Origin of the sequence: Aminipila luticellarii (assembly GCF_004103735.1) — a bacterium.
GTDB classification, from domain to species: domain Bacteria; phylum Bacillota; class Clostridia; order Peptostreptococcales; family Anaerovoracaceae; genus Aminipila; species Aminipila luticellarii.
The window spans coordinates 1,444,586-1,459,903 of the sequence record NZ_CP035281.1 but is presented as its reverse complement, the minus strand read 5'-3'; the positions used below and the strand labels follow the sequence as shown (position 1 = coordinate 1,459,903).

Genomic DNA, 15,318 nt, shown 5'->3' with positions numbered 1-15,318 from the left:
TGATGGAGCGTGATTCGATTGAACAAAAATAATTTTTTATTATGGTTATTTTCAGCAGCTTTTATATCCAGTTCTCTTTTACCGATTCAGGCAGATTCGGTTTTCGCCGGAACAGACAAGCTTCTGACACCTCAATGTGTTTATTATGCGGCGGCAGACAAGAAATCGTCGGTACTGACAAATGATAAGATGAGTTCGGAGCAATGGGCTTTATATAATAACGGCAGTTTTAAGATTGAGGAAGAAAGAAATCCGTTTCCGGTATATGAGCATACGTTTAAACAACCAATGAATCCCGGAAAATGGCATAAAAATGCCATACACAGAAATCATTCGGAGAAAGCATCCGCTGTCTCTGCTGAAGCCGGGATTGATATAAATATATCAGAAGCCTGGGATCTATATAAAAGCCGAAGAAATGTAATTATAGCAATGATTGATACCGGCATTGACTATAATCATGAGGACTTATCTGATGTCATGTGGATAAATCCGGATGAAATACCGGGCAACGGCGTGGATGACGATGGAAACGGCTATATTGACGATATCTATGGGTGGAATTTTTATAATGGCACCAATGTGATATATACAGGAGAAGAGGACGATCACGGAACGCATGGAGCGGGAACGATTACGGCCACTAAGAATAATTCCGTAGGAATTTCCGGAATTGCAGATGAGGATGCGGTATCCCTTATGAGCTTGAAGGTTCTGGGCGGGGAAGAAGGCAGCGGTACAACAGATTCCATCATAAGAGCGATTCAATACGCAGAAGAGAATGGGGCATCCATTTGTAATTTAAGCCTTGGTACAACCACGTATGACCGAAAATTGTATGATGTGATGGCCGATTCCAATATGCTGTTTGTTGTAGCAGCAGGAAACGGAGATTCTGATGCCGGAGCAGACCTTGATTACACCCCCACATATCCGGCAGCTTTTGATTTGAATAATATTATTTCCGTAGCTAATATTTCCTATGACGGCAAACTGGCTGACAACTCCAATTATGGAGGAAGCTCTGTGGACATTGCCGCACCCGGAAGCTATATATTAAGCCTGACTGGGGATAACGGGTATGCTTATATGTCGGGAACCTCCATGGCAGCACCCATGGTAACGGCTGCCGCCGCATTAGTATATACGGCGAATGAAGATTTAAGTCTTACAGATGTTAAAAACGTGATTTTAGCCAACGTCACTTCGTTGGACAGTCTGTCCGGAAAAGTAAGCTCAGGCGGCATGCTGAATGTTGGCTCAGCCCTGCGGTACAGTATGAAAAAAGTGTAAATAACGGAATAACAAAGAAATAATAAAAAAATAAAGGATTTAGCTGCTTGAAAACAGTCTAAATCCTTTATTTTAATCAGCTTACCATTTTGACGATATGAATCTCAGGTGTCACGGATAAATCTAAAAATTCTCCTCCGTCCATTTTTACAAGCGGTCTGGATTTTATGTTTTTGTTTATCATAATTACGGTTGCTTCTTTGCCATTGCTTAAAAGCACTTTTGTATGCAGATAAGAATTCACCATTTTGTTGATGAATTTTAATACATACTTTGTTTCAAATTTATGTAATCCTTCTTTTTCAAAATAATCAACAACGGTAAAAGGGCATATGGGACCTCGATAAGGCCTTTCAGCGGTCATCGCTTCGTATACATCGGCAATCGCTATAATCTTGGAATACTTGTCCAGTTCATCTCCCATAAAATGCATGGGATACCCGCTTCCGTCACACCTTTCATGGTGCAGAAGAGCTACCCGCTTTACTCTGTAATCAATGTCATCGAACTGATCTAAAAGCTCAAATCCTTTTGTTGTATGGGAATACATGATTTTATATTCTTCCGGTGTGAGGGGGGCTGATTTTTCTAAAATTTCTTTTGGGATAAGGAGCTTGCCAATATCGTGAAAGAGCCCGCAGGTGACCAGAAGCTTTATATCATCGTCTGGCAGACCCAGCCAATGTCCTAAATGACTGGCGATCATACCTACATTTACAGAGTGGGTATAGATAGCATCTGAATATTCGTGCATGTTATAGACCATGTCGATAAGGTTCAGGTTGCTTTTATTGTTTTCATATAATAAAGTACTTAAATTATTGATCATATCGATGTGAACCGTGTCGGGACTTTTATGTGAAATACTGTCCAGTGAGGAGGTCAGGCTTTCCGCCGCTTCCGAGGTTTCGCTCTGAAAAGATTTAAAGCCCGGCGTATTCCTTATATCAAAGATATCGGGAATATCTTCCACATGGTCTGTAGTGTTCGGATTGTCATCCGGAGCGGCAGGGCTCATTTCAATCCACTTTATTTTAAATTTTTTCAGCTTTGCCAGCAGCTCTGGCGTAACGAAGGTATTGTTTGGCGTGATAAGCTGCCCGCTTTCCGTGTACAGATCCTGCCCTACGCACATGCCGATTTTGATGTTTTCTAATGACATTTTCATTTGTGTTTACACCTCTGTCTTAAAATTAAAAAAACATGGAATTTTCTATTTATTTACTACTCATTCATTATACCATACTTTTCGTATTTGACAATTTATTTCAGCAGATGCATTAAAATTCTGGCTGACTCTATAAAGCCGTAAACCTGTGGATAACTTTCTATTGACAAATATTAAATAGAATCAATAGCTTGAAAATAGTAAAGTACAGAGATTAAGGTTGTCCACAGCCCATGAGGGATAAAATTGTATACAATTTTAAGGAAAGGTGTGGAAAAGTGTATTGATGGCTAAAAATACGTCAATGGAGGGGTGTGGAAAAGAACCTACACAAAATGTTTTAGTTGACATAATGTTGGCAGATATAAGAGGCCATTAAAGTTTTAATTTTCTGATAAATACTATAAATGCCGCACTTTGGTGCGGCATTTTCTGCGATTTCTTTCTATTTTAAAGTGCTGTTTACGTGGAGGGCTTCAATCAACTCAATATCCTTATATCTTTCAACAAAGTAATTTAATGTAAACTGATTGGCAAAGAGAACAAGCGGGCGTTCAAAGTGGTCGAATACCAGCATACATCTGGAATCCAAACAACTTTTCACATAATTGAGATCCGTTGTATTCAGCCAGCGGACTACATTGAAATCCAAACTTTCCATTAGAATATCCGAATTATATTCATTCTTCAAACGATACTCAAAGACTTCAAATTGTAAGGCACCTACCGCCCCGATAATGATTTCATTATACTGGTTGTGATACACCTGAATGGCTCCCTCCTGCGCAAGTTGTTCCACTCCTTTTTGAAAATGCTTGGCTTTCAAGGAATTCGTAGGCGTCACACGGGCAAACAGTTCGGGAGGAAAGGTAGGAAGCGGTTCAAAGAACAAAGGCTCCTTTTTGGTTGTCAGGGTATCGCCGATCTGATAGGTTCCTGTGTCATATATACCGATCACATCACCGGCGTAAGCCGTATCAATGGTTTCTCTTTCATTGGCCATAAGCTGCGTAGACTGACTTAACTTAATCGGCTTTCCGGTTCTGGAGAGGGTGACGGTCATTCCGCGTTCAAAAGTGCCCGAGCAAATTCGTAGAAAGGCAATACGGTCTCTGTGAGCCGGATTCATATTTGCCTGAATTTTAAATATAAATCCGCTGAAATCCTCTTCTGCCGGATCAATGATCCCATCTGTTGTTTTTCGTGGACCCGGAGCAGGTGACATGTCCAAGAAATGATCGAGAAATGGAGTAACACCAAAGTCTGCCAGAGCAGAACCGAAAAAGACCGGGGAAAGTTTCCCGTTTTTTATTTCCTGTAAGTTAAATTCGTTGCCGGCTCCTTCAATTAATTCAATTTCAGCACGAAGATTGGTGAGATTGTTCTGGGTCAGACAATCCTCCAGTTCGGGACCAAATACGCCGGATTTACCAAGCTCTATGGTTTTTCCTATCTTGTAAAGATAAACCACATTTTTCAATCTGTCGTAAATACCTTGAAAGTTCAGACCGCATCCGATGGGCCAGGTGACTGCCACGGAAGGCATTCCAAGAACTTCTTCCAGTTCCTCCATAGATTCCAGCGGATCCATGGCTTCCCGGTCCATTTTGTTTATAAATGTAAAAATGGGGATTCCCCGCATACTGCATACTTTGAAAAGTTTTTTCGTCTGCGCTTCGATTCCTTTGGCTCCATCGATAACCATGACTGCACTGTCTACGGAAGTTAAAATACGGTAGGTGTCTTCACCAAAGTCGTTATGACCCGGTGTATCCATAATAGAAATAACCTTTCCGCTGTATTCAAACTGCATGACCGATGAGGTCACGGAAATACCCCTCTGTTTTTCAATTTCCATCCAGTCCGAGGTAGAGAATTTAGCATTATGACGTCCTTTAACAGCTCCGGCTTCCCGGATCGCTCCGCCGTGCAGCAAAAGTTTTTCCGTCAACGTGGTCTTTCCCGCATCCGGGTGAGAAATAATACCGAAAATACGGCGCTTTTGGATTTCTTCAGTTAATTGCTTATTCGCCATGAAATAGCATCCTTTCTGTATGTTTATATATCTTTAAAAGAAAATTCGTGTATAAAAATTGTGCTATAATTGTACTATATTTAATGAAGCACAAAAACATTAATTATCATAACACATTTTAAGCAAAATTAACAGATTTTTAAAAATATGCCGGAATAAATTTTAACAGTCTTACTTTGCAGGTCCGTATATCGCAATTTGCTCGAAAAGTATCGATCAGCGGTCTATAACTGAAATCTGCTGAGTGTTGAGCTACAAAAATGTCCTCCATGGAATTTGCTATATTCTGTTTTGTGTTGGATACGACTAAGGCCGAGTGCGCATATCTTTGGACATCGTCGTGATAAAATTGAAGAACATCTCCCTGTTCCACATCGATGTCTAATTCACTCCAGTGCTTTCCATTATTATAACCGAGAGCTCTCGGACCGATGCTGTCGTTGTTAATGACATAATTCCAGAATGCTTCAACCCGAATGAAAGAAAGAGAACCGAATTCTTGAGACGACCGGAAGGGAAGTCCATACCAAAGGGAGGTCAGCCGATATTTGTTCTCCACTCTGCTTTTCAGCACACGAATATCTTCCGGCTGGGATAAGGAATAACCATCGGTGCCGCCATATCCGGCCCAGACACATTGACAAATAAAATTTGTGCAGTCGTCCGTCATTCGTTTAAAAATTCGATTTTCGAATTTATCCCCGAATTGAACTCCATACCGGGCTGCACTCAGTTTGTTATATTCTATCATAGTTATGTACCCCCATCATCTTGGAAAGAATCTGGTATATATATATTCGGATGGCCGGCGATATGTGAGAGCTTGCGGCAGATCAGGTTTTTATTAAGAGGGACATACGGTAGTGCACGGCGGATAAATATGGTACAATATAGGAGATATAAAAGTTTTTAGGATTACAGGAGCAGCAACATATGAATACATTTAAGATCGAATTTTTCAGGCTGTACGATCGGAAGATCGCATCCGGCGAATTGAAGTTCAGTGACTTGGGCATATCAAAGGAGGAGTTTACGAGGCTGTGTACGGAGCAGCAGTTTTTGTTTACAGAAGAAAAGGTGATGGATTTATGTAAAAAAATGAATCTAACAAAAGAGGAAACTAAAAAATTAACAGAAGCTTGTAAAAAATGACAGGGTTGGGAGGAAATAAAAGGATGGAAGAAAGAATTAAAAAAAGAAGTAAAAAGGCTGTTGTGGATTTTAAAAGGTATGGCATCCATGCATTGCTTTTGACGAAGGAAGCAGATATTCAGTATATGACAGGCATTCCGGGGGAGGATTGCATGGTCCTGCTCACAGAAAATAAACGCTATATTATCACGGATTTTCGTTATGTAGAAGCCGTATCCGTGTTACAACCTGAATTTGAAGTGGTGGTTACAAAAAAAGGATATGAATGGATTGATTTTCTCCGGGATATGAGCCTTGAAAATATAGGGGTTCAGGACGAACATCTCACCTTGAGTTCCTATAACGAATTATGTATGGTACTGCCAAAAGAAAAAATTATTTCGGCAACGGGATTAGTAGAATCGATTCGATTGATCAAGGATGAAGTTGAAATCGGATGGATCAGGCAGGCGGAAGAGATTGGAGATCTGGCATTTAAGCATATCTTAGAATTTTTAAGACCGGGAATTTCCGAAAAGAGAGTCGCTCTTGAAATTGAGCATGAAATGAAGTTAAACGGGGCGGATGGTTTTTCTTTCAGCACAATTTGTGTTTCCGGAATCAATTCCTCTCGGCCCCATGGCATTCCAAGCGATAAGCTTTTGGAAGACGGTGATTTTTTAACAATGGATTACGGCTGTATTTATAATGGCTATTGCAGTGATATGACCCGAACGGTTGCCATAGGTCATGCAAATGATGAAATGGTTCAGATTTATAATACTGTTTTAAAAGCGCAGCTGTATGCCTGTGAACACTTAAAAGCCGGTATGCATGTAAAAGAAGGAGATGCTCTCGCCAGAAGGATTATTGAGGAGGCTGGATTCGGAGAATATTTCGGACATGGATTAGGGCATGGTGTCGGGTTGGAAATCCATGAAGAGCCGTTTCTGAGCTTCCGAGGTCAGCATGTTCTTGAAGAGAATATGACCGTTACTATTGAACCGGGGATCTATCTGCCGGGAAGGTTTGGTGTACGAATTGAAGATTTGGCCGTCATCACTTCTTCCGGCATAGAAAATCTTACCCATTCCGGTAAAGAATTGATGATTATTAAATAAACCTCTATCTTTCGGCATATGGTATATGGAATCACAAAAATAGTACCGTATATCATATGGAATGGAAGAGGGGATGGAGCGGTTGAATCATAATAAATCGACAAAGCAGTGGATTTTTGCCATTACGAGCATGGCCAATCTAAGTGCCACCTTTGCCATGAATAGTGTAAACCTGGCTCTCCCTGTTATTGCGAAGGAATTCGGAGCATCCCAGGGAGATGTCAGCTGGCTTACTTTGATCTATTCCTTGATTCCCTGTTGCATGCTTTTAATATGCGGTAAAATTGGGGATTTATATGGGTATAAAAGACAATATAAAATCGGGTTCAGCTTTTTCGCTTTATCTTCTGCGCTGGCACCGATTTTTTCCCATACGCTTCCGACCTTATTTTTTTTCAGAGCATTACAGGGCTTGGGATACAGCTTGCTGATTTCAATTACTCAGGCAACTATTTCACAAACCTTCGACGATACGGAACGGGGAAAAGCACTTGGAATTAATTCTGTTTTCGTTTCAGTGGGATTTGCTTCCGGGCCGACCATAGGAGGACTCCTGCTCCTTCACTTTTCATGGCACTCTATTTTTTATTTTTCCATACCATTTTGTGCAGCCGGATTAATCGCAACGATTTTTATCATGCCGGAGGAGGAAGAAATCAGACAGAAGCATGAGGTGAACCTAGATTGGCAGGGCGGTGTTTTATTTGCCGTCTCTGTGGGAACGCTGGCAGTAGGATTGAATTTCAGCGATGATTGGGGGATAGGGTCGGCTCCTTTTCTTTCTTGCTTGGCCGTATTCGCCCTGATGATGGGCTTTTTTATATGGAGGGAAAAATCTGTCGAAGAACCCCTGATCCCGTTAAAACTATTTAGAAATAAGACCTTTTCACTGGCAAATGTCACATGTGCGCTATCCTATATGACACAACAGCTTACCGCATATCTTTTTCCTTTTTTCCTTATCAATGTTTTGCTGCTGGAGCCAGACAAGGCGGGGCTTGTATTGCTGGCTTCTCCGATTGCCATGATGGCGGCATCTCCGGTAGGAGGAGCACTTTCAGATAAATACGGAACTCGAAGACCCGCTGCTGCGGGGCTTGTATTAATCGCATTGAACTGCATTCTGGTGGGCTTTTTTAAAGAAAAGATGAGCGTTTTTATTGTCCTGCTGGTGTTGATGATGGTGGGAGCGGGAAATGGGTTGAGCGTATCGGCTATCAATTCGGCCATTCTGGGCTCTGTTCCCAAATCCTATGCAGGTGTGGCGTCGGGAACGCTGGCAACTATGAGGAATATAGGAAATACCTTTGGCACAGCGATCGGAAGTGTTCTGTTGATTACCAGACAGGCTCATTATAGTGCTTTGGAGCCTGAGCTGAGCAGCAGGACCTTATATCTTTATGCTCAGAGAGACACGTTTCTTGCAGGTTTGGGCATGATCCTTCTGGCTATTGTGCTTGTGGTGAATCTGCCGCATAAGAATTCAGATCTGGAGTAGGGGAGCAGGAATCACCATAGCATTTATTGTGCAATTCTGACAGCACCGCAGTAGTGAAGGCTACTGGAAGAAAAACTGCTGATTTTAACCCGGTCACCGGCTTGCGGAGAGTGGATGAATTGACCGCCGCCTGCATAAATTCCCACATGGCTGATTCGGGAGGAATTGGAAAAGAAAACCAGATCACCGGGCTGAAGCTGTGATTTAGATACAGCCATTCCGTATCCATACTGGCTGGCAGAGGAATGCGGCAATGACGCTCCAAACTTTTCATACACATACCGGGTAAATCCGGAGCAGTCAAAGCCATTGGGGCTTGAACCGCCGGAGGTATAGGGAACCCCAAGGAATTTCTTAGCATATGCGAGAATGTCACTTCCGCCCGCAGAAACAGAAAGGGATCTGTTTTGACCACGGCTTGCCACATACGGCGAGCCGGATTTGGTGCCCTTTAATGCAACTTGAGATTGAGGTTCTACTGTGGTGACGGATTTTATTACTTGTAAAGCGGTAACTGTACCGTTTTCTTTTGTTACTTCTGAAGTGACCTGTTTCGAACCGCATACACCGGCTGTTTTTATTTTGAATTCACCTTTGTAAAGGGTATTGGTGTCCTCGTATACGGTGTCAAAATCAATTTTTTCTGTGGAGGAAACCAATTCTTTTGTTTCGACTGTCAAATAAGGCTTTATGGTAAAAAGCTGGAGCTTTTGACCGATCTTTATCTGATTTGGATCAAATCCGGGGTTGGCATTGGCAAGCTCTGCTGCTGTCATTCCATTTGAAGCGGCAATATTCCACAGTGTATCTCCGTCTTTGACCGTATAAATCTCAGGGTCTTTGCCTCCTGAAATAATCGTATGGACAGCTTCCTCAGGCTTTACCAGCTCTGACAGTCTGACTGCAGCCTGTGTGACAAGAACCTCTTCTTTGAAATCTGTGCCGATTACCGTACTGTCTTTATCCAAATACTGATTTTTTATATCGGAAAGAATTTGATTGGCGGCTTTTTTAGATGAAACTGCGGCAATATTTTTCCCGTCGGCACGGATAATCCAGCCTTTTAACGTACAAAGGTCTGAATCGGCTATTTTTTTCTCCAGCTCTTTCACTGTCAAAGGGGTTATCTCATCTTTCTGCAGATCAAGCCGTTTGCAGACGATGGCATCTTCATCCAGGGCAATGTGAATATTCTTTTTTTCATAGTGTGCTTTGACCTTTTTAACCGCTTGATGAAGCGTGGATTTATTTGTGATATATCCGGTCTTTTGTCCGGCAAGAGAAATTTGATATACGCCGTTTTCAGAAAGGGTGATAAAAACCGCAGAAAAAATGATGCATAAAAGAATACCTGTAAGAATACCGTTTTTTGTACGCCGATCCAGCAGGGCTGTTTTGCGTATCACACAGGATTTATAGTTGCTTATCACTTGTTTTATATTCATAAAAAAACCTCATTCATTTAATAGCTTTAATGATAATACTATATTGTTATGGAAAAATCAATATATTATTAAAAAAGTTTACCAAAACGATAAGGCAAACAAGTGTAAACACATTGAAAATCCAATGAAAATGAATATATATTTAAAAAATTTAATAACAAGCTGATTTTTAAAATTATAATTAATTTGCTGTTTATAAAACAAAAAAACAATTTTATAAGTTTTATAAGTAAATGAGCAGAAGTTTTTAAGATGGAATGTGGGAAAAGATTCTTTGACAAATTCGTTGTAATCTTTTAAACTGTATTAGTCATAAATAGGACACAAGAGATATGAGACCCGCAGATTTTGAGCGAGGCTTTAACAGAATATAGGCCGACTGGGAGAATGGAATGAAAAAAAAGCAAAAAAAGAACAAGTTTATGATATTTTTAGTAATTATTTTTATATTATTTGCCGCGAAAGGAATTGTTTATGACCTTTCCTATCCAATCCTGTACAAGGACTATGTAGTAAAATATTCTAAAGAATATAATGTGGATCCATACTTTTTGCTGGCAGTAATTAAAACAGAAAGCAGGTTCGATAAGAACGCCAAGTCGCATAAGGGAGCGGTAGGTCTGATGCAGCTGACTGAATCAACTGCTGAATGGATAGCGGAATCCATAGGTATGGAAAATTTTACTGCCGATGACCTGTACAATCCCGAAATCAATATTAAAATGGGCTCTTGGTATATTGACAACCTGAGAAAAGAATTTGGCACCACGGAATTAATCCTTGCCGCATACAATGCCGGCAGGGGAAATGTAAAAAAGTGGACAGAAAATTCACTTATAGCAGAGAATGGAGAAGACTTTCACAATATGCCCTACGATGAAACGGTAAAATATATAAAAAAGGTGAAATTTAATGAAAAAATGTACCGAATTTTGTACCGGATAGATGGATAAACCAGAATTTTGAGGAAGGAGGCCGACAGTATGCAAAGCAGACCCTATCATTTACAAAAACAAAAATTAACAGCGCTTTTAATTGCTGTATGCCTGCTTGCCGTTCTTTGTCTGTCTGTTGCATTTCTTGTTAAATATACAGATCATGCTTGCAGCGGTGAAGGCTGTACCGTATGTACGGAGCTTCAGGCCTGTACTCAGTTCCTGCTTCATACAGGTATTCCCGCCCTTGCTGTGATCTGTGTCTCTTCTGCGTTTTTTGTTTTGGCAAAAAACTCCATACAAACTTATTTTATTATTCTTTTTGATACCCCTATTACACGCAAGGTACGTATGAACGATTAAAGTGCCTCCGCTTATTTATGAACTTTTTTGTAAAAAATCCATTATTTGCTAGATTTTTACAAACTCAAAATAATTTCGGAGGTTTATTTATGAAAAAATTGAATAAGGTATTTTTAATTGTGCTCATTATTGCTTTGGCAGCGGGGCTTATGTCTTCATGCTCTTTTTTAAAATCCAATGATTCTTCGCAAAATTCTGCAGATGCTAAAAAACTGAATGTGGTTGCAACGATTTTTCCTGAATACGATTTTCTGCGTCAGATCGGCGGGGATTACCTGAATCTGACTATGCTGTTGTCCCCGGGAGCGGAAAGCCACAGTTTTGAGCCCACTCCTCAGGATATCAAAGATATACAGAAATCGGACATGTTCGTTTATGTAGGCGGGGATTCGGATGAATGGGTGGCGAATATAATGGATTCAGTGGACAGCAGCAAAACGAAGATCGTAACCCTTATGGATTGTGTAGATTTAGCAGAGGAAGAGGTAGTTGAGGGAATGACGCCGGAAGAGGAGGAAGAACCTCAGGTCGGTGAAGCAGAACCGGAATATGATGAACATGTATGGACTTCTCCGAAGAATACCATGAAAATAGTACAAAAGCTCTGCGACAATTTATGTGAATTGGATCCGGAACATGCAGAGGCCTATAAACAGAATACAAAACAGTATCTTTCAGAATTAGAGCAGCTGGACGGTGAGTTTCAGGACGTAGTAGATCAGGCAAAGCGTAAAGAAATTATTGTTGCTGATCGTTTCCCATTCCGTTATTTTGCGGATGAATACGGTCTTACTTATTATGCTGCTTTCCCGGGATGCTCTACGGATACGGAGGCAAATGCTGCAACGATCGCTTTTCTGACGAATAAAGTGAAACAGGATAAGATTCCGGTAGTTTTCCACATAGAGCTGTCCAATGAAAAAATATGTGATTCTATTTGTGAAACTACAGGAGCAAAAAGTGAGCTGCTGAATGCGGTTCATAATGTCAGCAGGGATGATTTTGAATCGGGAGTGACTTATATCGATCTGATGAAGCACAATGTAGAGGCATTGAAGGAGGCATTGAATTAAATGAGTCTATTAACCTGCCAGAATGTTTCTTTTGCCTATGAAGGAAATGTAATTTTGTCTGATATTGATTTTTCAGTGAACCAGGGAGATTATCTCTGTATTGTGGGAGAAAATGGAGCCGGAAAAAGCACCTTGATAAAAGGAATATTGAATCTTAAAAAAACTTTCTCCGGCAATATCATAACCGGAGAGGGACTTGCTCAGAATGAGATCGGATACCTTCCACAGCAGACTCCGGTACAGAAAGATTTCCCGGCAAGCGTGTATGAAGTGGTTTTGTCTGGAAGACTGAACAGCTGCGGGAAAAAGCTGTTTTACAGCAAGAAGGACAAGGAAGCTGCCATAGAGAATATGAAAAAATTAGAGCTTCTTTCTTTAAAAAACCAGTGCTACCGAGAACTTTCAGGCGGACAGCAGCAGAGAGTTCTGCTGGCAAGGGCGTTATGTGCCGCCAAAAAGTTGATTTTATTGGATGAACCGATTACCGGTCTGGACCCTATCATGTCTATGGAATTTTACAATATGGTAAAAGAGTTGAATGTAAAAGAGAAGATGACGGTTATTATGGTTTCCCATGACGTAAAAGGTGCGGTGGATTTTGCCAGCCACATTTTGCATTTGGGAAAGAAGCAGCTTTTCTTCGGGACAAAGGAGGAATATTGCAGGAGTGTTATTGGTATACGATTTTTAGGAGGGACTGCTTTATGATACAGATTATCACAGAGATGTTTTCTTATCCGTTTATGCTGAGGGCAGTGATCGTAGGCGTGTTGGTCTCCCTGTGCGCAGCACTTCTTGGAACCAGTCTGGTTTTGAAGCGCTATTCCATGATTGGAGATGGATTATCCCATGTAGGCTTTGCCGCATTGGCTGTGGCTTATGTAACGAATCTGGCACCGCTTACCGTAGCTATTCCAATCTGTGTATTCTCTGCTTTCCTCCTGCTGAGAATGAATGAAAACAGTAAGATCAAAGGAGATGCGGCAACCGCATTAATGTGCAGCGGAGCCCTGGCAGTGGGTGTTATGACTGTGTCTGTTACGACAGGTATGAATACGGATGTATGTAACTATATGTTTGGAAGTATTCTTGCTATGAGCCCTGCAGATGTAAAAATATCCGTTATATTATCAGCTGCTGTAATCATTTTGTTTGTCGCCTTTTATCCGAGAATATTTGCGGTGACCTTTGATGAAAATTTTGCAAAGGCAACCGGCACGAACAGCAATCTGTATAATATGATCATCGCTCTGTTGACCGCCGTGACAGTTGTTTTGGGCATGCGGATGATGGGAACCTTACTGATTTCCAGCTTAATTGTTTTCCCTTCCTTGAGCTCCATGAGAATATGCAAAAAATTTAAGACGGTTATCATCAGTTCGGTATTCGTTTCCATTGTTTGTTTTTTAACGGGAATTTTTATTTCTTATGAATATTCCACCCCCACAGGAGCCAGTATTGTGATTATCAATATTATTGTATTCCTTGTCTTTTCACTAATAGAAAGGGGGCGGGAGCATGTTCAAAATGAAAAATAAAAGGAAGCTTATGCTCTTTGTATCGCTGGTGCTAAGCATCGGGCTTTTTACCGGATGCACAAACAGCCAGAGTGCAGCTTCAAATAAAAAAATAAACAGCCCTGACATTACTTCGTCACAGGCAATATCAAAAAAGACAGCGGAAAACAATAAGGCTGTCGTAAAAGAAAATTCTACATACGATTGTGATATTGAAGCGGATAAAAAAGCTTTTGACAAAAAAATAGATATTATGGTTGGGGACAATTATTATGCCACACAGATAAATGACTGGTATATGAATTTCGGACAATATAAAGACAAGACTGTGGAAATAGAAGGCTTTTATATCGGAGACTACCAGCCATACGATTTAATAGGACGGTTTGGGCCTTCGTGCCCTTATTGCAGCGGGGGTTATGTTTCCTTCGAAATTTTGTCAGATGAAGATATGACCCAGTATAAGTCCGGAAAGGACTGGATTCGGGTCCGGGGAATTCTGCGAGCAGGGGACGACAGTGTAGACGGCCCGTTTTACTATATTGAAGCTTTAGAAATTCAAAAAATGGATACCGCCGGAAAAACTACTGTAACCAATTAAACGATATTATTTTTGCAGTTATTGACAACTCCTATTAGTTAGTATATGCTAACTAATAGGAGTTGGACGAAGGGATAAAGGAAGCGGAGAATAGCGGGAGGTGATTTCTGTGAAGCCGACCTTGGAGGAAAAATCCTTGTACGGAGAAGGTGTTCAGGTTTTAAACAGAAGAGCCGATCGGTCCGTCTATCAGATCACAGATGAAACGGGAAACGCCAAGATGATCAGCTATGAAGTGTTTGAGGGAATTACTGTCGTATATAATGAGGTACACATGCAGGAATTCTCTGTTGATATCAACCCATCGGAGGAAGTTTTCGAGATCAATCACTGCAGAGAAGGAAGGATTGAATGCGAGTTTCAGAATGGAGATTATCTCTATATGGCAGACGGAGATTTTTCTGTGAACCGAAAAGAAGGGACGCGTCACCATTCGTATTTCCCCATATCCCATTATCACGGGGTGTCTATTACGGTTGTTCCGAAATTGGCACAAAGGGAGCTGGATCATCATTTTGGGACAGGTCAGATTAACCTAGAACAGATTTGCAGAGCTTTATGCGGCAGAAGAGGATTCTTCCTCATCCGTGAACCGGAATGGGCCGAGCACATCTTTTTTGAGCTCTATTGCCTGCCGGAGCAGATCAGAAAGGATTATTTTAAGTTGAAGGTACTGGAGGTACTTTTATTTTTAAGCACCATAGGAGGGGAAACCAATCAACCAAGCGTTTATTTTCCCAGAGGTCAGGTAGAAAAGATTAAGATAATACAAAAACAGATTACAGAGCATATGGATAAAAAATATACGCTGGAGCAGCTGGCGGCGGAGCATGAGATGGCTCTTACCGCCATGAAAAGCTGCTTTAAAGGGGTGTTCGGCAGCGGGATTTATTCATACATAAAAAGGTACCGTATGAGTGCGGCGGCTAAAATGCTTCTTGAAACAGAACATACGATTTTGCATATAGCAAACTGCGTCGGTTATGAGAATGGAAGCAAATTTGCGGCGGCGTTCAAAGATGTTATGGGGATGACCCCCAGAGAGTTCAGACAGAACAGGGAAGGCAAGCAATATTTCCTGCACGATAAAATGTCCGAATGGAGCTAAAACTACTTTTTTGGAGTAGATAATGCGTCT

At 41.0% G+C, this 15,318-nt stretch carries 15 protein-coding genes; 11 read left to right on the top strand and 4 right to left on the bottom strand.

The window, feature by feature from the left end:
* The first annotated feature begins 18 nt into the window (after nucleotides 1-18).
* Complete coding sequence (locus EQM06_RS06680) at nucleotides 19-1,293, top strand: S8 family peptidase (protein WP_128745594.1); 1,275 nt, start codon at nucleotides 19-21, stop codon at nucleotides 1,291-1,293.
* 76 nt (nucleotides 1,294-1,369) lie between these two features.
* Here EQM06_RS06680 and EQM06_RS06675 read toward each other — a convergent pair whose 3' ends face one another.
* The 3 genes from EQM06_RS06675 to EQM06_RS06665 form a co-directional block, all read right to left on the bottom strand.
* Nucleotides 1,370-2,461, bottom strand: coding sequence for an HD-GYP domain-containing protein (locus tag EQM06_RS06675; RefSeq protein WP_128745593.1), 1,092 nt, complete (start codon nucleotides 2,459-2,461; stop codon nucleotides 1,370-1,372).
* 445 nt (nucleotides 2,462-2,906) lie between these two features.
* On the bottom strand, nucleotides 2,907-4,496 hold the full coding sequence (locus tag EQM06_RS06670; protein WP_128745592.1) for a peptide chain release factor 3: 1,590 nt from the start codon (nucleotides 4,494-4,496) through the stop codon (nucleotides 2,907-2,909).
* A gap of 139 nt (nucleotides 4,497-4,635) precedes the next feature.
* The gene (locus EQM06_RS06665; RefSeq protein ID WP_128745591.1) at nucleotides 4,636-5,247 is read right to left on the bottom strand and encodes an amidase domain-containing protein; all 612 of its coding nucleotides are present in this window, start codon (nucleotides 5,245-5,247) and stop codon (nucleotides 4,636-4,638) included.
* Nucleotides 5,248-5,429: 182 nt separating this feature from the next.
* On the opposite strand from EQM06_RS06665, the gene EQM06_RS06660 reads away from it, so the two are divergent.
* The 3 genes from EQM06_RS06660 (at nucleotide 5,430) to EQM06_RS06650 (ending at nucleotide 8,246) form a co-directional block, all read left to right on the top strand.
* A complete protein-coding gene (locus tag EQM06_RS06660) occupies nucleotides 5,430-5,648 on the top strand; it encodes a hypothetical protein (protein WP_128745590.1) in 219 nt (72 codons plus the stop codon).
* A 23-nt stretch (nucleotides 5,649-5,671) separates the two neighbouring features.
* Nucleotides 5,672-6,748 (top strand): M24 family metallopeptidase, encoded by a 1,077-nt coding sequence (locus EQM06_RS06655; protein ID WP_164914377.1) that lies wholly within the window; start codon nucleotides 5,672-5,674, stop codon nucleotides 6,746-6,748.
* An 82-nt stretch (nucleotides 6,749-6,830) separates the two neighbouring features.
* Nucleotides 6,831-8,246, top strand: coding sequence for an MFS transporter (locus EQM06_RS06650; RefSeq protein ID WP_230974933.1), 1,416 nt, complete (start codon nucleotides 6,831-6,833; stop codon nucleotides 8,244-8,246).
* Nucleotides 8,247-8,269: 23 nt separating this feature from the next.
* Here the strand turns inward: EQM06_RS06650 and EQM06_RS06645 are convergent, their stop codons facing one another.
* Nucleotides 8,270-9,691, bottom strand: a complete 1,422-nt coding sequence (locus EQM06_RS06645; RefSeq protein WP_128745588.1) for an NlpC/P60 family protein — start codon at nucleotides 9,689-9,691, stop codon at nucleotides 8,270-8,272.
* Between the two features lie 392 nt (nucleotides 9,692-10,083).
* Here EQM06_RS06645 and EQM06_RS06640 point away from each other — a divergent pair, with 392 nt between their 5' ends.
* The 7 genes from EQM06_RS06640 to EQM06_RS06610 all read left to right on the top strand — a co-directional run bounded on the left by EQM06_RS06640 (nucleotide 10,084) and on the right by EQM06_RS06610 (nucleotide 15,288).
* Nucleotides 10,084-10,644, top strand: a complete 561-nt coding sequence (locus EQM06_RS06640) for a lytic transglycosylase domain-containing protein (protein WP_128745587.1) — start codon at nucleotides 10,084-10,086, stop codon at nucleotides 10,642-10,644.
* A 30-nt stretch (nucleotides 10,645-10,674) separates the two neighbouring features.
* Complete coding sequence (locus EQM06_RS06635) at nucleotides 10,675-10,989, top strand: hypothetical protein (protein WP_128745586.1); 315 nt, start codon at nucleotides 10,675-10,677, stop codon at nucleotides 10,987-10,989.
* 89 nt (nucleotides 10,990-11,078) lie between these two features.
* A complete protein-coding gene (locus EQM06_RS06630) occupies nucleotides 11,079-12,062 on the top strand; it encodes a metal ABC transporter substrate-binding protein (RefSeq protein WP_128745585.1) in 984 nt (327 codons plus the stop codon).
* Complete coding sequence (locus EQM06_RS06625; RefSeq protein WP_128745584.1) at nucleotides 12,063-12,770, top strand: metal ABC transporter ATP-binding protein; 708 nt, start codon at nucleotides 12,063-12,065, stop codon at nucleotides 12,768-12,770. It abuts the gene before it with no gap.
* Nucleotides 12,767-13,600, top strand: coding sequence for a metal ABC transporter permease (locus EQM06_RS06620; protein WP_128745583.1), 834 nt, complete (start codon nucleotides 12,767-12,769; stop codon nucleotides 13,598-13,600). The genes EQM06_RS06625 and EQM06_RS06620 overlap by 4 nt, the downstream gene beginning before the upstream one ends.
* Nucleotides 13,581-14,180, top strand: a complete 600-nt coding sequence (locus tag EQM06_RS06615) for a TIGR03943 family putative permease subunit (protein ID WP_128745582.1) — start codon at nucleotides 13,581-13,583, stop codon at nucleotides 14,178-14,180. Before EQM06_RS06620 ends, EQM06_RS06615 begins: the two co-directional genes overlap by 20 nt.
* Before the next feature lie 109 nt (nucleotides 14,181-14,289).
* Complete coding sequence (locus EQM06_RS06610) at nucleotides 14,290-15,288, top strand: helix-turn-helix domain-containing protein (RefSeq protein WP_128745581.1); 999 nt, start codon at nucleotides 14,290-14,292, stop codon at nucleotides 15,286-15,288.
* Nucleotides 15,289-15,318: the final 30 nt, after the last annotated feature.

Coding starts and splice junctions, on each gene's coding strand:
- EQM06_RS06670 (WP_128745592.1), bottom strand. CDS start 4,496: ATGGCGAATAAGCAATTAACTGAAGAAATCCAAAAGCGCCGTATTTTC.
- EQM06_RS06665 (WP_128745591.1), bottom strand. CDS start 5,247: ATGATAGAATATAACAAACTGAGTGCAGCCCGGTATGGAGTTCAATTC.
- EQM06_RS06640 (WP_128745587.1), top strand. CDS start 10,084: ATGAAAAAAAAGCAAAAAAAGAACAAGTTTATGATATTTTTAGTAATT.
- EQM06_RS06660 (WP_128745590.1), top strand. CDS start 5,430: ATGAATACATTTAAGATCGAATTTTTCAGGCTGTACGATCGGAAGATC.
- EQM06_RS06620 (WP_128745583.1), top strand. CDS start 12,767: ATGATACAGATTATCACAGAGATGTTTTCTTATCCGTTTATGCTGAGG.
- EQM06_RS06675 (WP_128745593.1), bottom strand. CDS start 2,461: ATGAAAATGTCATTAGAAAACATCAAAATCGGCATGTGCGTAGGGCAG.
- EQM06_RS06655 (WP_164914377.1), top strand. CDS start 5,672: ATGGAAGAAAGAATTAAAAAAAGAAGTAAAAAGGCTGTTGTGGATTTT.
- EQM06_RS06635 (WP_128745586.1), top strand. CDS start 10,675: ATGCAAAGCAGACCCTATCATTTACAAAAACAAAAATTAACAGCGCTT.
- EQM06_RS06625 (WP_128745584.1), top strand. CDS start 12,063: ATGAGTCTATTAACCTGCCAGAATGTTTCTTTTGCCTATGAAGGAAAT.
- EQM06_RS06615 (WP_128745582.1), top strand. CDS start 13,581: ATGTTCAAAATGAAAAATAAAAGGAAGCTTATGCTCTTTGTATCGCTG.
- EQM06_RS06645 (WP_128745588.1), bottom strand. CDS start 9,691: ATGAATATAAAACAAGTGATAAGCAACTATAAATCCTGTGTGATACGC.
- EQM06_RS06630 (WP_128745585.1), top strand. CDS start 11,079: ATGAAAAAATTGAATAAGGTATTTTTAATTGTGCTCATTATTGCTTTG.